This window comes from Paraburkholderia sp. 22098 (assembly GCF_052045935.1).
In the GTDB taxonomy this organism is placed as follows: Bacteria; Pseudomonadota; Gammaproteobacteria; order Burkholderiales; family Burkholderiaceae; genus Paraburkholderia; species Paraburkholderia caledonica.
Genome location: NZ_JBQEPV010000007.1, coordinates 125,867 through 146,405 on the forward strand (window position 1 = coordinate 125,867; position 20,539 = coordinate 146,405).

General features: G+C 61.0%; 13 protein-coding genes. 9 read left to right on the plus strand and 4 right to left on the minus strand.

Annotation, left to right across the window (positions count from 1 at the left end):
• The first annotated feature begins 181 nt into the window (after positions 1 to 181).
• Positions 182 to 1,624 carry a diguanylate cyclase gene (locus ACTJLB_RS16510; protein ID WP_440783877.1) on the plus strand — a complete coding sequence of 481 codons (1,443 nt, stop codon included), beginning with the start codon at positions 182 to 184 and terminating at the stop codon, positions 1,622 to 1,624.
• A gap of 16 nt (positions 1,625 to 1,640) precedes the next feature.
• Here ACTJLB_RS16510 and ACTJLB_RS16515 read toward each other — a convergent pair whose 3' ends face one another.
• Positions 1,641 to 2,375 (minus strand): response regulator transcription factor, encoded by a 735-nt coding sequence (locus ACTJLB_RS16515; RefSeq protein WP_310066207.1) that lies wholly within the window; start codon positions 2,373 to 2,375, stop codon positions 1,641 to 1,643.
• Positions 2,376 to 2,961: 586 nt separating this feature from the next.
• Between ACTJLB_RS16515 and ACTJLB_RS16520 the strand changes: the two genes are divergently transcribed.
• The 5 genes from ACTJLB_RS16520 to ACTJLB_RS16540 all read left to right on the plus strand — a co-directional run bounded on the left by ACTJLB_RS16520 (position 2,962) and on the right by ACTJLB_RS16540 (position 12,533).
• The gene (locus ACTJLB_RS16520; protein ID WP_087752014.1) at positions 2,962 to 3,639 is read left to right on the plus strand and encodes a type 1 glutamine amidotransferase domain-containing protein; all 678 of its coding nucleotides are present in this window, start codon (positions 2,962 to 2,964) and stop codon (positions 3,637 to 3,639) included.
• A 40-nt stretch (positions 3,640 to 3,679) separates the two neighbouring features.
• Positions 3,680 to 4,519, plus strand: coding sequence for an enoyl-CoA hydratase/isomerase family protein (locus ACTJLB_RS16525; RefSeq protein WP_440783878.1), 840 nt, complete (start codon positions 3,680 to 3,682; stop codon positions 4,517 to 4,519).
• 135 nt (positions 4,520 to 4,654) lie between these two features.
• On the plus strand, positions 4,655 to 10,618 hold the full coding sequence (locus tag ACTJLB_RS16530; protein ID WP_440783879.1) for an AAA family ATPase: 5,964 nt from the start codon (positions 4,655 to 4,657) through the stop codon (positions 10,616 to 10,618).
• A 192-nt stretch (positions 10,619 to 10,810) separates the two neighbouring features.
• On the plus strand, positions 10,811 to 11,170 hold the full coding sequence (locus ACTJLB_RS16535) for a BON domain-containing protein (protein WP_020066806.1): 360 nt from the start codon (positions 10,811 to 10,813) through the stop codon (positions 11,168 to 11,170).
• A 43-nt stretch (positions 11,171 to 11,213) separates the two neighbouring features.
• Positions 11,214 to 12,533, plus strand: a complete 1,320-nt coding sequence (locus ACTJLB_RS16540; protein ID WP_440783880.1) for an epoxide hydrolase family protein — start codon at positions 11,214 to 11,216, stop codon at positions 12,531 to 12,533.
• Between the two features lie 56 nt (positions 12,534 to 12,589).
• On the opposite strand, the gene ACTJLB_RS16545 is transcribed toward ACTJLB_RS16540, so the two are convergent.
• The 3 genes from ACTJLB_RS16545 to ACTJLB_RS16555 all read right to left on the minus strand — a co-directional run bounded on the left by ACTJLB_RS16545 (position 12,590) and on the right by ACTJLB_RS16555 (position 16,390).
• Entirely contained in the window at positions 12,590 to 12,859 is a 270-nt protein-coding gene (locus tag ACTJLB_RS16545; protein ID WP_020066804.1) for a hypothetical protein, read from the minus strand.
• 116 nt (positions 12,860 to 12,975) lie between these two features.
• Positions 12,976 to 14,805: a hybrid sensor histidine kinase/response regulator gene (locus ACTJLB_RS16550; RefSeq protein WP_088174103.1), complete on the minus strand. Its 1,830-nt coding sequence runs from the start codon at positions 14,803 to 14,805 to the stop codon at positions 12,976 to 12,978.
• Between the two features lie 340 nt (positions 14,806 to 15,145).
• Entirely contained in the window at positions 15,146 to 16,390 is a 1,245-nt protein-coding gene (locus ACTJLB_RS16555; protein WP_440783881.1) for a sensor histidine kinase, read from the minus strand.
• 480 nt (positions 16,391 to 16,870) lie between these two features.
• Between ACTJLB_RS16555 and coxB the strand changes: the two genes are divergently transcribed.
• The 3 genes from coxB to ACTJLB_RS16570 are packed head-to-tail and all read left to right on the plus strand — an operon-like array spanning position 16,871 to position 20,539.
• Complete coding sequence (gene coxB, locus ACTJLB_RS16560; protein WP_440783882.1) at positions 16,871 to 17,929, plus strand: cytochrome c oxidase subunit II; 1,059 nt, start codon at positions 16,871 to 16,873, stop codon at positions 17,927 to 17,929.
• A 26-nt stretch (positions 17,930 to 17,955) separates the two neighbouring features.
• Entirely contained in the window at positions 17,956 to 19,947 is a 1,992-nt protein-coding gene (ctaD, locus tag ACTJLB_RS16565; RefSeq protein ID WP_440783883.1) for a cytochrome c oxidase subunit I, read from the plus strand.
• A complete protein-coding gene (locus ACTJLB_RS16570) occupies positions 19,940 to 20,539 on the plus strand; it encodes a cytochrome c oxidase subunit 3 (RefSeq protein WP_408128988.1) in 600 nt (199 codons plus the stop codon). Before ctaD ends, ACTJLB_RS16570 begins: the two co-directional genes overlap by 8 nt.

A 20,539-nucleotide genomic window follows, 5' to 3' on the forward strand; every position in this document is an offset into this window, starting at 1 on the left:
GGCAGTCCTCTGTTCCACGACAGAACCCGCTTCACCGGGAGGCAATGTTACCGCGCGGGAGGAACATCTTTGAACCGAGTGTACTAACCAGAACGTTACAGTGTCCGTTTCTATTACCACCGGAAAACTAGCTGTTCTCGCAGGCCGGCATCCATTGATCGTCGGTGCGCTAGGGAGTCTGATGGCATTAGGCGTGATGGCTATCAGCCTCGCCACGCTCCTCGCCTCCCGTGACGCCGCGATTCAGCATGCCCATGAGACGTCCCGGAATGTCACCGCGGTTCTAGCCACCAACATCGCTCGAACAATTGAAACGTCTGACAATTCGCTGCGCACGCTGATCGCCGCGCTCGACAAGCCTGCTATCCAGACCATGGATCGGAGCTTGCGCCACGAATTGCTGTTCGACCGGACCGCTGCCGAGTATGTCACCGGCACGGGAATTACCGATGATCGTGGTCGTGTAATCGACGGCTGCTGTTCCAGGTCCCACACCTGGGACTTTAGCGACCGCGACTATTTCATTGCGCATCGCAAGTCCGCGGATGCCGGGCTTTATGTCTCGTCGGTGTATGCGGCGCGGTCGCGGCGGGGTGCCCAATCCATTGCGATGAGCAGACGGATTAATCGTCCCGACGGGTCGTTCGGGGGAGTGGCGATTGTCGCGATCGACGTCGAATATTTCAGGCAGCTTCTTGCGAAACTGGACGTGGGGTCGCACGGTGTCGCCGCGATCGTTCGTACGGACGGCACGCTTGTGGCGAGGAATCCCCCTCTCACGCAGGCCGGGCTGGTCAACGTAGGCAAGTCACCGACCTTTCCGCGCATGGTGAACCATGACTCCGGGTTCTATAGTGCCCCGTCGATTTCTGACGGAGTACTACGTCTCTACACGTTTCAGCGTGTGCCCGGCACGCCGCTCATTGCCGTTGTCGCGCCAGCGGAAAGCGACGTTCTGGCCTCGTGGAAACGATTGTCGTGGATAGTTGGAGTTTCCGCTTCGTCTGTGAGCGTTGCGTTTTGCACCGTGGTCTGGCTCCTCGCTTTTGCTCTGCGCGACCACGCGAATACGCAAGTGCTGCTTACGGAGCTAACGCAAACCGATCCATTGACAGGGCTCAAAAACCGGCGTGCGCTCGACAATGCGCTCGAAAACGAATGGGAACGACTGCAGCGCAGCGATGGTTCGTTGTCGCTATTGTTTGTCGATGCGGATCACTTCAAACAATACAACGACAGTCACGGTCACGCCCAAGGCGATATTGCGCTGAAACATCTGGCGGAGTGTATCGATCGGCACGTGCGTCGTCGTGGCGATCTCGCCGCGCGATACGGCGGAGAGGAGTTCGTTGTCGTGCTGCCCAATACCGACGAAGCCGGAGCGTTCCAGATCGGTGAAGCTATACGTCGAGAAGTCGAACACCGGGAGCCGTCCGCGTCGTCCGAGGCGATTCCACCGTTCACGGTCAGCATTGGGTGCGCGACCGGTCGGCGGTCGCATCCGTCGTCACTGGAAGAATTGACGAGTTCCGCCGATCTGGCGCTGTACGCGGCCAAAAGACGGGGAAGGAATGTGGTCGTCTGCGCCGGCGATATCGTTGAACCGGCTCAGCCGCAGGTCTGATTGCCGTCCCGACACGTTAGATGCGACGACCGACGCTTGGGTTCTCGCCCGGCGCTCCCCGTGCAGTGGGCAGAAGAGCCGATGAATTGCCGCGCGTGGCTTCCATGCCGAGCGCCTCGGCCTTTCTGACAAGATCGGGCAAGTTGCGCGACGCCATCTTCTTCATGACCTGTCCGCGATGGATCTTCACGGTGATCTCGCTGAGATTCAACTCATACGCGATCTGCTTGTTCAACATGCCTGTGACGACCCGTTTCATTACTTCCCGCTCACGGACTGTCAGTGACTCGAACGAGGAGATCACGCCGGCCAGTGCTCTATCGGAAGCTCGACGCAAGGTATCGCGTTTCAACGCATCCGCGATTGCGTCGACCATATCCTGCTCGCGAAAAGGCTTCTGAAAGAAGTCGAGCGCACCCGCCTTCATTGCTTTCACGCTCATTTCGATGTCGCCAAACGCGGTCATGAATACGATCGGCATGCGAAGGCCGTATCGCGCGAGTTCCGCCTGAAACGTGAGACCGCTCGCGCCGCGAAGCCGGACGTCGAGGATAAGGCAGCTCGGCGCGTCGTGCTTCGGGAAGGCAAGAAAGTCTGCGGGCGAATCGAACGTTTCGACCCGCAGCCTGACAGAGCGAGCGAGGCTCTGCAGCGTGAAGCGAATGGACTCGTCATCGTCGACGACATACACCACCGGCGTCTCGTTTTCCGCCTTCGTACTGTTCAATGTGGACTGCGATCTGGGCACCATGTCTGCTCCTGCGGGAGTAGGCGACGCACGATCAATGGGCCGTTGAAAAACGGACTTGGCGAAGCTCCGTTCCGACGCGCCGGATGTCAGGGCGGCGCCGCTCGGGCCTCGGGCAGTTGCGTCCGGCGAACGTCGAGACCGATTCGATGGGAAGTGGGGAAGCGGAAAGACCATCGAAGCGGCCGCGTGGCCGAGCCGGCCTGATGTTTGCGGGCCGGTTTTGCGATTGAAGCGCTGACGTCATGAGGGTTTGCTTCAGCGATGCGGCTAACTCTAGCAGACTTCCATGGGAAAAATCTGTCGAGTTGCAGCCGGGTACGTTGGCGATTGCCGACCAAACAGAATCGTTACAGGTCAATTGTTGCTAGACGCCAAAGGGCAACATTCTGGTGCATTCACAACAGCCGTTCCACCGAACGATGGCACGGCCGCAAGTCACCTGGTCAACGTAGCCCGCGGTCCGCGACCTTGTATAGATCACTATACGTTGGTATGCGCCAGCCGCCCCCGGCGCGAGTTCCATGCCTATAGTTCCTGCACCACGCGACCGCGTGGCACGACGTCATATTCCAACGAGGGTGCGACCATGAAGATATTGATGGTGATGACTTCACATGACCAACTCGGCAACACCGGCAGAAAAACGGGTTTCTGGCTGGAGGAATTTGCAGCGCCTTATTTCACGTTTCTCGACGCGGGCGTCGATGTCACCGTGTGTTCGCCGAAAGGCGGACAGCCGCCCATCGATCCGAAAAGCGACACGCCGGAAGGCAAGACCGAACTCACTGAGCGTTTCAAGAGCGACCCCGCCGCACAGCGTGTGCTCGCCAACACCGCGAAGCTCGGCGACATGAAAGCCGACGACTACGACACGGTGTTCTATCCCGGTGGCCACGGACCTTTGTGGGATCTCGCTGAAGATCCGCAGTCGGTGGCGCTAATCGAGCGCTTCTACGACAGCGGTAAGCCCGTCGCCTTTGTCTGCCATTCGCCAGGTGTATTGCGTCATGTCAAGGCGAACGGCGAGCCGCTCGTCAAGGGTAAGCGCGTCTCCGGATTCACCAATTCGGAGGAAGAGGCGGTGCAGCTCACTCATGTCGTGCCTTTCCTCGTGGAAGACGAGCTGAAGCGCCTGGGCGGCCGCTTCGAGAAAGTCGACGACTGGCAGCCGCTGTCGATCATCGATGGACGGCTGATCACCGGACAGAATCCCGCCTCGTCGAAATCGGTTGCGCAGGACCTGTTGAAAGTGCTGCGCGGATAGCCCGCATCATCGAACCGATATAGCCTGCATGGAGAGCGTCATGACCCAGGATAGTCCCAACGCGCAGATCCGAATCGAACGTCCCAGCCCGTCCTACTGGCGTGTCATCTTCGACAATCCGCCCTTCAACATCTTCGGGCCCGATACCACGCCCCAGCTCAACATGGTCGTCAGCGCGATTGAAGCGGACCCGCACGTGAAAGTGGTCGTGTTCGAGAGCGCGGTGCCCGGCTTCTTTCTCACGCACTACGACTTTGTGCCGCCGCTCGACGCGACCACGAGCATGCCGCCGGGACCAACGGGCATGCCGCCGCTGCCCGACATGCTGGTGCGGATCGGGCGGTGGTCTGTCATCTCGATCGCGAAGATTCGAGGGCGTGCGTCAGGCGTCGGCAGCGAACTCGCATTGGCGAGCGACATGCGCTTTGCCAGCAACGAGCACGCCTTGATGTCGCAGTGGGAAATCGGCGTAGCGCTTGTCCCCGGCGGCGGGCCGATGACGCGTCTTTCCCGGCTGATCGGCCGCGGGCGTGCGCTGGAGGTGCTGACGAGCGGCAACGACTTTCCCGGCGCGCTGGCCGAGCGCTATGGGTACGTCAATCGCTCGATGCCGGACAGCGAACTGGATACGTTCGTCGACGACCTCGCCACCCGTATCAGCCTGTTCGACAGGCAATCCCTTTCGGTCATCAAGCAGCACGTCAACGCGCAGACCCTGCCGCCTGACGCGAGCGTCGCGACAGAGTGGGACGCCTTCATCGCGTCGGTCGGACGCCCGGTCGCGCAGGAGAAGATTGCGCAACTGATGGATCTCGGCTTGCAGAAGGTGACGGACGTGGAAGCGAGGCTCGCGGATTACACGGGCTCGCTCTGGCGCTAGCCGCCGGATCAGGCGACTCATTCGAGGGGATTGCGCTCCTCGCATGCTAGGCTACTTTTCGCTTCGCAGAGCGATACGTGTCCCTCGGGCAGGTATCGCCTTCCTCGGAAGAGAGCAGCGAGAAGGAGCATCTCCATGGATCTCACCGGCTTTTCGCTCGAACCGCTGCACGAAGACGGCGAACTGTTGTTGTGCCGTGCACAGCGGCCCGGCTCGCATATCTCGATGCTCGCGCGAGTGGCCACGCAGCCTGGGTCGCAGAGCATCATGCGGCTCGAGCACGAATACGGTCTTGCGCCGTTGCTCGAACCGGAGTGGGCCGCGCAGCCACTCGCGCTCGACCTTGGGCGCGTGCCGCCCGTGCTGGTTCTCGACGACAGCGGCGGCGATCCGTTGATCCGGATTCTCGGCAAGCCACTCGAACTGGCGCGGTGCCTGCGCATCGCCGTGAATCTCGCTCAGGCGATCGGACATGCGCACGAGCGCGGAATCATCCACAAGGACATCAAGCCCGCCAATGTCCTTGTCGATGCGAACGACAATGTCCGCCTGACCGGCTTCGGCATTGCGTCGCTACTCCCACACGAACATCAGCCGCCCGCGCCGCCCGAGATAATCGCAGGAACGCTGAGGTATATGGCGCCCGAGCAGACCGGCCGCATGAACCGTTCAATCGATGCGCGCAGCGATCTGTATTCCTTCGGCGTGACGCTCTACGAGATGCTGACGGGTTCGTCCCCTTTCGTCGCGTCCGAAGCGATCGAATGGATTCATTGTCATATCGCTCGGAGGCCGGTGCCCGCGGCGCAACGTGTCGAAGGGCTGCCTGCGCCGGTCGGCGACGTAGTCGAGCGCCTGCTCGCCAAAACGGCGGAGCAGCGTTACCAGACTGCCGGTGGCGTTCGGGCCGATCTGCAACGGTGTTTGTCCGCATGGGAAGCGGATGGGGAAATCTCGCCCTTTGCGCTCGGCAAGCACGATGTGTCTGACCGCTTGATGATTCCTGAAAAGCTCTACGGACGCGAATCGGAGATCGATGCGCTGCTGGGGGCCTTCAATCGCGTCGTGACGTTCGGCGACGCGCAGGTGGTGCTTGTCTCGGGCTATGCGGGCATCGGCAAGACGTCGGTGGTGAACGAGTTGCACAAGGCGCTGGTGCCATCGCGCGGACGCTTCGCCTCAGGCAAGTTCGACCAGTTCAAACGCGACACGCCCTACGTGCCGCTGGCCCAGGCGTTCCAGTCGCTCGTCCGCGATCTGCTCAACAAGACCGATACCGAACTGGAGCGCTGGCGGCGTGAGTTGACTGAGGCGCTTGCGCCGAATGGCCAACTGATGGTTGGTCTGATTCCCGAACTCGCTCTCATCATCGGGGAGCAGCCCGCGGTTCCGGCGTTGCCGCCTCACGACGCACGCAACCGCTTTCATATCGTATTTCGCCGCCTGCTCGGCGTGTTCGCGCGGCCCGAGCATCCGCTCGCGCTGTTCATCGACGATATGCAGTGGATCGACGCTGCCACGCTCGATCTGATCGGACACCTCGCGACGCATCCGGACGTGATGCACGTGCTGCTCGTCGGTGCTTATCGCGACAACGAGATCGATCCGGCGCATCGCCTCACGCGAATGATCGAAGATATGAGCGGCACGGAAACGGGCCGCGGCACGACGCTGCAGCGCATCGATCTCGTGCCGCTTGGCGCCGGCAGCGTCGCGGAGATCGTCGCCGATTCGCTGCGCTGCTCCGCCGCGACTGCCGAGCCGCTTGCCCAGCTTGTTCATCAGAAGACCGGCGGCAATCCGTTTTTCGTGATCCAGTTCCTGACGACGCTTGCCGACGAGGGGCTGGTTGCGTTCGATCATCGTGCCGCGATCTGGACGTGGGATCTGCCTCGCATCCGCGCCAAGAGATTGACTGAAAACGTGGTCGAACTAATGGCAGCGAAACTGTCCCGCTTGCCGGACGATACACGCGACGCGCTGAGCCGGCTCGCCATCCTCGGCAACGTCGCGAAGATCGACGCGCTGAAGCTGGTTCATGGGGAGCCTGCGGCATCGATCGATGCGAAGCTCTGGGAGGCCATGAAAGCGGGGCTCGTGCACCGTGTCGACGATGCCTATGTGTTTGCCCACGATCGCGTTCAGGAGGGCGCCTACGCGCTGATTCCCGAGAGCGAACGTGCGGCGACGCACCTGCACATCGGCCGCACGCTGGCCTCCGGACGCGCGGCGGGCGAACTCGATGAGTTCCTCTTCGACATCGTCAATCATCTCAACCGCGGCGCTTCGCTCATGACCGACGCGGACGAGCTTGAGCGTACGGTCGCGCTGAACTATGCAGCGGGACAGCGAGCCATGCACTCGACCGCGTTCGCGTCAGCACGAACTTATCTGGCACAAGGCGTCGCCCTGCTTGGCGCGGACGCGTGGAGCCGTCAGTACGAGCGCACGTTCGAGCTTTATCTGGCGTTTTCCGAATGCGAGTATCTGGCCGGTGACTTCGCCGACGCCGATACGCTGTTCGACATGATGCTCGATCGGTCGCGCTCGAACCTGGATCGCGCAAAGGTCTATGGCTTGCGCATGGAGCTATACCAGGTCGCCGGGCGGTATGACGAGAGCTTCGAGGTGGCTCGCCTCGCGCTGCGCGATTTCGGCGTGCTGCTGCCGCTGCACGACGACGCTGCCAGTAGCGAGGTCGAAGCCGAGTTGCGGAAGATACCGCTCAATCTCGCCAGCCGCGCCATCGACACGCTCGTAGATGCGCCGGTCGCATCGGACCCGGTCACCTTGACGATCGTAGACCTGCTGGTTGAATCAATGCCTTGCGCGTTCATCGCCCGGCCGGCGTTTTATCCGCTCATAACGCTTCAGGCGGTGAACCTGTCCTTGCGCGGGGGCAACACCGACAAGTCCAGCTTCGCCTATGGCAATTACGCGTTGATGCTGGTGTCGAGTTTCGGAGACATCGAGTCCGCGGTGCAGTTCTCGGAAATGTCGCTCAGGTTGAACGAGAAGTTCGGCAACCGGCGCTTCAAAGGCAAGTTGCTCCATCTGCACGGCAATCACATCAACTTCTGGCGGCGTCACCTCGTAACCGATCTGCCGATACTCGAAAGAGCAAGCGCCGCGTGTCTCGACGTGGGGGATCTGGCTTTTGCCGGGTACCTCGCGTTCACCACGGTCTGGCAAATGATCGAGAAGGGCACACCGCTTTCCGACGTGCAGCGCAGTTCCGAGCGGCACGCTTCGTTCGCACGCCAGAGCCGCAATGACGCTGTCTACGAAACCATTCGGCTGCAGCAGCATTTTGTCGCGGCGCTGCAAGGTGAGGCAGGCGGCACACTCACCGATGCGGCGGCATTCGACCGCGACGCGTCTTTCGCCGTTATCGCGAAGTCGAATTTCGGCTGCGGCATCGCGTTTCACCACATCATGAATCTGATGCTCGCCTATCTCGAAGGACGATACGACGATGCGCTTCACGCCGCACACTGCGCGCAATCTGTGATCGACGCCGCGATGGCGCTGCCGATAGAGGCGACGTTTTACTTGTTCCACGCGCTGACACTTGCGGCGCTCGACGCATCGGCCGGCGACGAACAACGAGTCACCCGTCGTCGCACGATTCACGCGACGTGTGAAAAGTTCGCTGTCTGGACGAGCCACTGTCCGAGCAATTTCAGGCATCGTCATGCGCTGATTTCGGCGGAGCTCGCGCGTCTCGAAGGCCGCGATTCCGATGCGATGCATCACTATGAGGAGGCCGTGCGCTCGGCCCGCGAGCATGGTTTCATTCAGAACCAGGCGCTCGCGCATGAACTGGCGGCGCGCTTTTACGCGGACCGCGGTCTTGAAACAGTCGCGGATACGTATCTGATGAACGCCCGCTCTTGTTACGAGCGCTGGGGCGCCTGGAGCAAGGTCACCCAGTTGACGCGCAGTCATACACGAGCGCGTCCCGGTACATCGAAATCCGACGGCACCATTGCCATGTCCAACGAACAGCTCGACCTGGCAACCGTCGTCAACGTGTCGAGCGCGATATTCAGCGATATCGACCTGAACGAGTTGATCCATACGTTAATGGCGTTGTCGCTTGAACACGCCGGCGCCGATCGGTGCGTGCTGGTGCTCAAGCGCCGCAACGAGTTGCGCGTGGAAGCAGAAGCGACGACAAGGGCCGATGCCGTCGAGGTGCGTCTGCCCAGACTGCCCATCGAACAGGCGGAACTACCGGAATCCGTGTTGCGATACGTGATGCGTACAGGCGACAGTCTGTTACTCGACGATGCATCGTCCACCAGTCCTTACTCGTCCGACGAGTACGTGATGCGTCACGATTGCCGCTCGATCCTGTGTCTGCCGCTCATCAAGCGCAGCCGGATGATTGGCGTGCTCTACCTGGAAAACAACCTGGCGTCGAATGTATTCACGCCGCCGCGCACGGTCGTGTTGCGAATGCTCGCGTCTCAGGCTGCAATGTCGCTTGAAACCGCGCGGCTTTATGCCGACCTGCAACACGCCGAAGCGCTGCTCGCCGACGCACAGCGGCTCAGCAACACCGGCAGCTTCGACTGGCATGTGTCGAGTGGCGAGCTGTTCTGGTCGAAGCAAAGCTTTCGCATCTTCGACTACGATCTCGCCACGCTTCCTACGCTCGAACTCATGCTGGCGCGGGTTCATCCCGACGACGCGACGTTCGTGCGTCTCATGTTCGATCGGGCAACGCATGACCGGCAGCCGTTCGATGTCGAGCACCGGCTGCTGATGCCGGACGGCTCGGTGCGGCACTTGCAATTGCTCGCGCACGTGATCGCCGACGCCGACGCGGGCATTCGGGTGCTCGGGGCGCTCAAGGACATCACGACGCGCAAGCAGGCCCATGCCGCGTTGCTGCGCAGCGAGCACCGTTATCGCAGTCTGTTTTTCGACATGCCCGTCGGCTTATGGCAGATCGACGCGCAACCGCTGATCGCGTTGCTGTCGTCGCTGCGCGGGCAGGGCGTGGAAGATCTGTCGGAGTACATAGACCATCATCCCGGGTGGCTGGATCGCGCGATGGAGTTGCTCATCGTCGAAGAGGTCAATCATCACGCGGCGAAAATGTTCGGCGCGCACGACCGGAGCATGCTGCTCGGACCATCGCCGTGGGTGTGGCGGGAAAGCCCCGACACGTTCAGGCGCGCGCTGGAAAGCCGTTACGGCGGCGCACCGCTCTTTCAGGAAACCACCAGGCTTCCCACGCTCGACGGGCGCATCATCGACGTGCTGTTGACGGTCGCGCGTCCTGGCGCGGCCGAAGATCTCGGCATTGCGCTGATCAGTCTTGTCGATCTGACGGAGCGCGTCCGCGCGCAAGAAATGCTGCAGCGGCTTCAGGCCGACTTCGCGCACGCCGCGCGCATTTCGACGCTCGGAGAGTTGAGCGCGTCCATCGCTCACGAGTTGAAGCAGCCGCTTGCGGCGATCGCGATGAACAGCTCGATTGGCACGCGCTGGCTCGATCGCGAGACGCCCGATGTGGCAGAGGCGCGGCTGATCAATCAGCGCATCAAAATCGATGCGCAGCGAGCGGTCGATATCGTCGATCGCATTCGCACCATGGCGGTGCGCCAGGGATTGAAGCGCTCGATCGCGCTGCTCGATGAGTTGATCGATGAAGCGTTGGTGTTCCTGCGTCACGATGTGAACGCGCTCGGCGTCACGATCATGCGGAAGCGCGCGCAGCCGGCGGCCGCCGTGCTTGCGGATCGCGTGCAGTTGCAACAGGTGATCGTGAATCTCGTCGTCAACGCGATGCAGGCCATGAAAACGACGGCACGCCCGCACGGCAACATAACGATTCGCACCTATCTGCCCGATGCCACGAGTGTCACCTGTGTCGTGGAAGACAGCGGCCCGGGGCTCGACGAGTCCAATATGCAGCGCGTATTCGAGAGCTTCTTCACGACCAAGGTAAATGGCATGGGCATGGGTCTGCCAATTTGCCGCTCGATCATTGAAATGCACGGTGGCGAAATTAGCGCCGACAACGCGTCGGTGCATGGCGGTGCGCGCTTTTTCTTCACGGTGCCGCTAGCTTCCGACGCGGCTTGAGTCGATGTCGAATTCACCGAGTCAATCGTTGTGCCCTAGTCGCGTTCTCTTTGGTTTATGAAAGGCATACCGGCAGCATGGTTTGACATACCCGATGACGATTGAAACGACGCACGCAGTGTCATGTAATAAAGACTGCTATCCGACGTACCCATGCATCGTGCGTGAACTTATCACCGAAAGGAGTCAGGCATGCAAACCAGAGCAATCATCCTCACCGTGGCGGCGGCAACGGCATTCACGGCGACTTCCCTTATCGGCGTTGGCACCGCGTGGGCTGCCGACTCATCGGCTGCCAGTACCGGCGGCACCAGCAAGAAGCAGATGCGAGCCGAGAATCGCGCGCTGAGCCACGCAGTGCGTCAGTCGCTGACGAAGGTGAAGGGGCTGAACTCTTCGCACATCAACGTGCTGGCGCACGGCAGCACGGTCACGCTTGCGGGCACCGCACCGGATCAGTCGCAGATCGACTCTGCACAAGCGGCTGCTTCGAAGGTTGCAGGTGTCAGCCACGTGAACAATGAGCTCACTGTGTCCGAGCCCGGGAATTGAAGGCCGCATGCGATCGAGTAGTACTGCGTTCGAAGGAGTTGGCATGTCAGACGATCTTCTTCCGGAAGTCTTTTCGCGCCGCAAGTTCATCAGTGCGGCGGCAGCCGTCGTCGCCGCAGGTTCAGCGCCGCGGGTGTCGTTTGCCGATACATCGATCACGAACACCTCGCAGCCGGGCGGCGGCGACAAGACTGCGCTGCGTCCGTTACGCGTTCACGCGTCGGACGCGCAACTGGCCGACTTGCGACGGCGCATCAAGGCGACGAAGTGGCCCACGCGCGAAACTGTCTCCGACGCCAGTCAAGGCGTGCAGCTCGTGACGATGCAGCGCCTCGCGCGCTACTGGACTACTGACTACGACTGGCGGAAGGTCGAAGCAAAACTCAACGCTCAGCCGCAGTTCGTCACCGAAATCGACGGACTCGACATTCATTTCGTCCACGTGCGGTCCAGGCACGCTAACGCGATGCCGATGATCGTCACGCATGGTTGGCCGGGTTCGATCATCGAGCAAATGAAGATCATCGATCCGCTAACGAACCCGACCGCTCATGGTGGCACGGCCGCAGACGCGTTCCATGTCGTGATCCCGTCGTTGCCGGGGTATGGTTTTTCGGGCAAACCGACGACGACCGGCTGGGATCCTGGGCGTATCGCGCGTGCATGGGTCGTGCTCATGCAGCGGCTCGGCTACACACGTTATGTCGCGCAGGGCGGCGATTGGGGCAATGCCGTGACCGAGCAGATGGCGCTGCTGACGCCGCCCGGTTTGCTTGCGATCCATACGAATATGCCGGCCACTGTTCCGGACGACATCGCCGATGCGTTGAAATACGGCAAGCCTGCGCCGGCCAACCTGTCAGACGACGAAAAGCATGCCTTCGACCAACTCGATTTCTTCTACAAGCACGGGCTTGGGTATGCGCTCGAAATGGCGAACCGTCCGCAGACGCTCTACGGCATCGAAGATTCGCCAATCGGCTCTGCTGCATGGATGCTGGATCACGACGCGAGCAGCCAGGCGATGATCGCGCGCGTTTTCGACGGACAGCCGGAAGGACTGACACGCGACGACGTTCTGGACAATGTCACGCTTTACTGGCTGACGGGCACGGCGATCTCGTCGGCGCGGCTGTACTGGGAGAACAAGTTGAATTTTTTCGCGCCGAAACATGTACCGATTCCGGTCGCCGTGAGCGTCTTTCCCGACGAGATCTACGCCGCGCCGCGCAGTTGGACGGAACAGGCGTACCCGAAGCTGATGCATTACAACCGCCTTCCCAGGGGCGGCCACTTCGCGGCTTGGGAACAGCCGCAGATCTTCACGCAGGAAATTCGCGCAAGCTTTTCGTCGTTGCGCTGACCTGGCGCCCACTGATATTTAAATGACCGCAACGCGCGGTCGTGGCCGGCCGACGACTACACACCGAGGATCTTGCCGACCGTCTCATTGAATTCGTCGGTAGCGTTCTGGATCGCCTCGTCGGCCTCGTCGTCCAGGTTGTCCGCGTTCTCGTCCAGCACCTCCTGCAGCGTCAGATACGCTGCAATGATGCCGTCCAGCTGGTGACTGTCGACGCGGGCATAGACGGCCTCGCCCACCGCTTCCATGAAGTCGCCCCGGCTTCCGCCCACCAGGCCGTCAGCGTTATTTTCCAGGTCGTCCTTGAATTGTTCGACGTTTGCCATGTTTTCCTCCGGAAGGTCATGTCAGATTAGCGGTCGGTTTTGTTGCCGTGGTTGCGCCGCGTAACGCGTGCGTCAACAGTACGGCCATATCATGCAACCCGCAACACGATCTGCGGCTACGTCGCCATGCCCAGCGTTCGCACGAGATCGGCCAGCCGATACGGTTTATGGATAAACGCGAAGTCGTCGAGATTGCCATGCTGTGCCTTGAGGGCGGGCAGAGGATACCCCGATGCAAGCACGATCCTGATCTCGGGATGGCGATCGCGCGTTGAACGCGCGAGCTGGATGCCATCGATTCCCTTGGGCATCACGACGTCGGTGAACAGAACGCGGATATCGTCGCGACGACCCAACGCGTTCATCGCTTCAGCCCCGTTGCTCGCGGTCAGTACTTCGTATCCAAGGCTGCGGAAGAGCGCCGCCGTCGCATCCAGTAAATCCGGCTCGTCCTCCACGACCAGCACCGTATCGAGCGTCGGACCGGCTAAAGAGTCCGCGTCGCCCGATGCGCTATTCGCTATCGGCAGATACATGCTGACGACCGTGCCCATGTCCGGTTCGCTGCGAATGAGCACGTCGCCGCCAGACTGCGAGATAAAACCGTACACCTGGCTTAGACCGAGACCGGTGCCCTTGCCGACCTCCTTGGTGGTAAAGAACGGTTCGAACGCGCGCGCCGCAACCTCGGGCGGCATCCCCGAGCCGGTGTCTGCCACGGAGACCTTGACATACGGGCCCTCGACGAGCGAGCCAACCGTGCCTTCGCGGACTTCGACGTTTTCAACGGTAATCGCGATCTTTCCGCCTGCGGGCATTGCGTCGCGCGCATTGACGATCAGATTCAGCAGCGCGGCCTCGAAGCGGGCTACGTCGAGCAGCACGGGCCGCGGCCGCGGCTCTGGCCTGATCTCCAGTTCGATCGTGCTGTTTCCCGCGCGGCGAAGAACCGCTTCAAAACCGCGGATTACCGCGTTCAAATTGCATCTTTCGACCTTGAGCGGCTGCTGGCGCGCAAACGAGAGCAACTGCTGTGTCAGCGTCGCGCCCCGGGCCACTGCGCGTTGCATGGTTTCCAGCATCTTGAGATCGGCGTGGTCCTGTACGCGCAGCGACAGCACATCGAGTCCGTTCGACATGACTGCGAGCAGGTTGTTGAAGTCGTGCGCGACGCCGCCGGTCAACTGGCCCAGCGATTCCATCTTCTGTGACTGGAACAGTGCGGCGTTGGCGCGTTCCAGGGCCTCCGCCGCCTGTTTGCGTTCCGTGACGTCGCGCGTCACTTTCGCAAAACCCACGAGTTCGCCCGCGCCGTTGCGGATTGCATCCACCACCACGTGAGCCCAGAACCGCGAGCCGTCCTTGCGGACCCGCCATCCTTCGCGCTCGGCTCGGCCCTCCGCGGCCGCGGTCGACAGTGTCAGCGCGGGCAGGCCGCTCGCGCGATCCTCGTCGGTATAGAAGCACGAGAAGTGCTTGCCGAGAATTTCCTCGCGTGTGTAACCCTTGATCCGTTCCGCGCCGACGTTCCAGTTAGTCACCTCGCCGGCTGGCGAAAGCATGTAGATCGCGTAGTCCGTGACGCCCTGAACCAGCAGCCGGAACTGCTCCTCGCTTTCACGCAACGCTTCCTGGGCCATCTTCCGGTCCGTGATGTCGCGTGTGATCTTGGCGAAGCCGATGAGCTTGCCGGAATCGTCACGCAGCGGATCGATTACCACGCTCGCCCAGAACTGGCTGCCGTCCTTTCGGACCCGCCAGCCTTCATCCTCGAACTTACCCTCGTCGCGCGCAGTTCGCAGCGCGAGGGCCGGGCGGCCGCCGGCGCGGTCACTGTCTGTGTAAAAAACGGAAAAGTGCTGACCCAGAATTTCCCTGGGAGCATAGCCTTTGAAGCGTTGGGCGCCTGCATTCCACGTTTTGATAAAACCTTCTGCGTCCAGCATGAAAATCGCGTAATCCCTAACGCCTGCGACGAGAAGCTGGAAAGATTCTTCTCCCGAAACGTCCCCCGGGGAGGGTGCGAAGTTAGTCATTTTGTGTTTTTACCGGGCAGCGCCCTGTCAGCGGTTTGTCACGCGGGGCTCTTGAGGCCCGTGCCATCCGCTCCGTCGCAAGAGTTGCGCCAGCGCGCCGGGACGCTAGGCGGTCGAGTGCGTGGTCCGCATCGGGCTCAGCCGGGGAGTTACGACGAAGCTCTCGGGTGATCGGTGGCTGCCGTGGTTTGGCCGGAGGGCACCGGCGTGTCGTGAATCCCGGTTCGGTCAGCCGACGAGAGCGTGTCCGCTATGGCCGTTCGCTTTTTGGGAACACCAGGCGCGCTAACAGCCCGCCGCCAGGATGATTGCCAAGAATGAGATGGCCTCCTGCGCTTGCCACGAGTTTTTTGACCAGAGCCAGCCCGAGTCCCCAATGGCGTCCGGTATTGTCGGCGCTGCCGAGGCGCACGAATGCTGCGGTTGCATCTGCCAATCTTGACTGCGTGATTCCTGCACCGTGATCCCTGATGCTCAGGATCCACTCGGCTCGGGTTCGCGAGGTTTTAATTTCGATCGGCGGAATTCCATGCTCCAGCGCGTTGTCGACCAGATTGAACATGACGCGCTCGAGAACCGGGCGCGGCAGCTTGAATTCTGCGCCCGCTTCGAACGTGCAGACGAACAGGTTGGCCTCCAGCGAACTGGTCATTACGAATCGATCGTGGATGAATGCTTCCACGGACAGATCGGTCCGCGGCCCGATGGACGGCTGAGTCCCTTCGACGAACTGCCTGGCAAGATGCGAGAAGAGGTCGATGTCCTCTACGAGCGCCACGCGTTTATGCCATTCCTTCACCTGAAGGGCACGTTCACGCAGTCGGGCTGCGTGCGATTCGAGATGTAGTTGCAGTGCCACGAGCGTGGACGATTGCTCTGCACGTGAGTCGATGCGCCGAGCGAGCAATTCATTGGAGACCCGCGCCAGTCGCCGCAACTCCTTGGGACCTTTTTCCGGAATGATTTCATGGGGACGGTATTCGCTGCCAACCTTGCTAAACGCTGTCGAGAGACTGCGTAGCGGCCGCCCAATTGCCCAGCTTGCTGCTAAGCCGAGACCAATAGATAGAAAGACAACCGACCATACCGGGAACACGATGCAGTCCCAACGCAGATAGGTGGGCGCGTTTTCGAATGGGAACGAGTCATCCGTCGAAATGGTTTGGCGGTTCCAATATTGATAGCCTGGAACGGGGAACCAGGCTTGTGTGCCGCCAGCTTCACCTTGGTCTCGCCGGAGATCAACCAGCGTTGGCCGTTCCACAAGCACCACAGCGGGCGGCGCCGCAGAGATCGAAGTCAATAGCGGAGAATATGAACGCTTGCTCGCGTCAGCTTGTTGAAACCTCGCAGGCGCCAGGCTCGCCTGCGACGCATACGACGAGTCCGATCGTGTCAGGCCGACATGCTGCGAAGCAACTGCCATCGCGCCGCAGCCAATACTTGAACTGAGCACGGCAGCCAATATGATGACTCGGTGAATCGACCTGATCACGGGTTCCTCTTGCGCTTCATTTGAAAGTTACGTGCACGCACTAGCGGCATATCCTTTTTGGAAGATGCCGGTCTGCGACGTACATAGTGGGATGGTGAATCCGTGTCTTGCCCGGCATCGCCAGGCTCAACGTTAGCCAATGATCCACCGTCGAGACGCGTTGAGATGCGGCGAACACTGGCAGCATCGATCAAATCCTTACATTTTATTTCGTGCTATCGGAAAGCGGATGTTTGCAACAACGCACGTGAGTGGGTAGCGCGGTCAGCACATGCTTCATCGAAGTTACATCGCCCGACGGTTTTTACAAGCGCTTCAGAGGCGCCACGGCGCAAGATCCAACTTCCGATGCCAGGCAAGAATTTTGCAATACATCACGTTGTGACACGTAACGCGCGGGGTTCGCTCCGACAACCGCAATGCACATGTAAGGATATAACCGCTTGCGAGTCGGCCTACGTGCCGGGCCGGAGAACAAAGATGAGTCAGACGGTCAGCGATTTTTCTGTCGGACGCCTGCATCGATGGGACCTCAGCGGGTTCAAGCTTGCACTTCTAACGGCGCTTACTGCCGCGCCGCCTGCGCACGCCGACGCGCCGCTCGAATACTTCCTGCATTCCGCCGGCCCCGCAGCGACCCCGACCATGCACCTCGGCTGGGGTCTGACTGCGATGTGCGTCGCGGTTGTCGTCATCATTGCCGTTCTGCTGGCGGGCGCACTCATGCGGCGGCGCCCGCCGACCGCAGAGCGAGTGTTGGGCAAGGAAGGCGGTGGAATGGCGTGGATTTACATCGGCGTGGGCGTGTCTACGGTCGCGTTGCTGGTGTCGCTTTTCTACACGCTCGTTACGTTGGAGGCGGTCGCGCAACCTTCGCTCACACCGGGCCTGACTATCACTGTCACCGCCTACGACTGGTGGTGGAAGATCGACTACGGTGACGACGCCGAGCCGGCGAACCATTTCGCAACAGCCAACGAGATCCACATTCCCGTGGGCGTGCCAGTCAAGATCAGTCTAAAAAGCGCGGACGTGATCCACGCATTCTGGGTTCCACGCCTTGCCGGCAAGACCCAGGCAATTCCGGGGCAGGTCAACGCGCAATGGATAGAGGCGGATGCACCAGGCGTCTACCGCGGTCAGTGCACGCAATTTTGCGGCTCACAGCATGCGCATATGGCGTTCGACGTCATCGCGCAGCCGCAGGCGGATTTCGATGCCTGGCGGAGTGCGCAGATCCGTCAGGCGGCTCTGCCGGCCAACGGCCAGGTGAGAGACGGACAGAAGATTTTCATGGATCGCTGCGCAGGCTGTCATGCGGTACGGGGAAGCGACGCAGCCGGTGCGCAGGCTCCGGACCTTACTCATGTGGGCTCACGCCAGCAGCTTGCAGCGGGCACGTTGACCAATACGCCGACGCACCTGCTCGACTGGATCGAGCACGCCCAACAGATAAAACCCGATTCGCTGATGCCCAGCTTCACGCTGAACGTGCAGGATGCCGCTGCGCTCTCCGCCTATTTAGCGACGCTCCGCTGAAGCGCCTCCATCCGACAAGGAAGAACATGGCCGACCTTGCACCCGACACGCCCGACCTGCGGCTCGCACGCCGACCGGAAATCGGCCGCATGCCGCAAGGTTCGCCGCGCGAGCAGCGCCTGCGCGAACTGTGGGAAAGCGAACCTGGCTGGCGCGGCTGGCTCTCGACGGTGGACCATAAGCAAATCGGCTTGCGCTACATTGTCACCGCTTTTGTCTTTCTGATCGCCGGGGGCATCGAGGCGCTGATCATGCGCGTACAGCTTGCGCGGCCGAACGCGCATCTGCTGTCGCCGGAGCAGTACGACCAGCTTTTCACGATGCACGGCATCACGATGATCTTTTTGTACGCGCTTCCCGTGTTGTCCGGCTTTTCGAACTACCTGTGGCCGCTCGTGCTCGGCGCGCGGGACATGGCATTTCCACGGCTAAATGCGCTGTCGTTCTGGGTCTTCCTTTTCGCGGGCATTTTTCTTTATGCGAGCTTTCCGCTCGGTCAGGCTCCCAATGCCGGCTGGTTTAACTATGTGCCGCTTGCGAATCTCGAATACAACACCGGACCGAACATCGACGTCTACGCGCTCGGCATGGTGCTGCTCGGTGTGTCGACAACGGTTGGATCGGTCAACTTCGTCGTCACGCTACTGCGCATGCGTGCACCGGGAATGTCGATCGACCGCTTGCCCATTCTGGTGTGGGGCACGTTGACTGCGTCGGCGGCTAACCTGGTGGCGGTGCCATCGGTCAGTCTTGCGTTTCTCATGCTGTGGCTGGACCGGCAGATCGGCACGCACTTCTTCGATGTCACCCACGGTGGCCGGCCGATGTTATGGCAGCACATGTTCTGGATGTTCGCTCATCCGTGGGTATATGTCGTGGTGTTGCCGGCAATGGGCATCGTTTCCGATGCGTTGCCGACGTTTTGCCGCCGGCCACTCGTTGGCTACACACCCGTTGCGATTTCGACCGTCGCCACGATGATGATCGGATTCGTGGTCTGGATTCATCACATGTTCGCGACGGGAATCGGGCCGCTTGCGCTGGCTTTCTTCGGCGCCGCAAGTACGTTGATCTCTATCCCAAGCGCCGTCGCCACCTTCGCATGGATTGCAACGATCTGGCTTGGAACGCCGGTCTATCGCGTGCCGTTCCTGTTTTTCGCGGGCTTCGTGCTGATGTTCGTGATTGGCGGCGTCTCAGGTGTGATGACGGCGGCGGTGCCATTCGACTGGCAACTGACCGACACCTACTTCGTCGTGGCTCACCTGCACTACGTGCTGCTCGGCATCAACGTGTTTCCCGTGCTCGGGGGCATTTATTACTGGTTTCCCAAGTTCACCGGCCGGATGACCAGTGAGCGGCTCGGCAAGCTGTCGTTCTGGGTCACCTTTGTCGGCTTCAACGTTGGTTTTTTCCCGATGCACATCTCGGGCCTCCTCGGCATGCCGCGTCGGGTCTATACCTACCCGGCCAACATGGGATGGGACACGACGAACATGATCACGACCATCGGCTCATTCATATTCGCCCTTGGCATTCTCATCTTTCTGATCGACGTGGCCGTGAGCCTGCGGCGCGGTGCACCGGCAGGCGACAATCCGTGGGACGGCGCATCGCTCGAATGGTCAGTACCGTCGCCGCCACCGCCCTACAACTTCGCTGTCGTGCCCGTCGTGGCGAGCCGCAATCCGCTGTGGGAAGACCGGATTGGAGAGGGCAGCAACTCGAAGCTCGATGAAGGGTTCCTGCTCGATCATGGCCGTGAGGCGCTCGGCACGACGCCGCTCGATGCCAGGCCCGACATCATCCTTAAGATGCCGACCGATTCGCACGCCCCGTTTTTGCTCGGCTTATTCAGTGCGCTGCTGTTCGTTGCCATGCTGCTGCGCACCTGGATCTTTGCGGGGGCCATGGTAGCTGCGTGCGGCGCGGCGATTCTGTTATGGCTGTGGCCCGAACGCTTGCTGATACAGCGCGAGCCGGAGCCGGTGCGGGATGCGGGGGCCGGTCATGAGTGAGCTGACGGACAACGTGCCGGTTCTTCCTGTCGGTAGCGCCGGCAAATTATCGAGCGGCTGGTGGGGCATGATGGCGACGGTCGCCACTGAAGCGTCGCTCTTCGGTTATCTGATCTTTTCGTATCTGTACCTCGGCTCGCAGACCGAGATGCACTGGCCGCCGGAAGGGCTACCCAAGATCGGCATCGGCGCGCTCAATACTTGCGTCCTGCTCTTGAGCAGTCTGTTCGTGTGGTTGTGCGAGCGCCTGGTGCGCCGGCGCAGAATCCGCTGGGCGGTGGGATCGATGGCATTGGCGATCGTTCTCGGCGTCGTCTTCGTCGGCATTCAGATGAAGGAGTGGCACGACCACCCGTACGGCATCGCAACGCATCTTTACGGATCGCTGTACTTCACGATCACGGGCTTTCACGTGATCCACGTGCTCGTCGGACTTATCGTGCTGTCCTGTCTGCTCGGCTGGACGGCGCTCGGTTACTTCGACGAAAAGCGTTGTGCTGCGCTGAGAATCGGCGGCCTGTACTGGCATTTCGTCGATGTCGTCTGGCTCTTTATTTTTACCACGCTGTACGTCACGCCTTTTCTTTTCTAG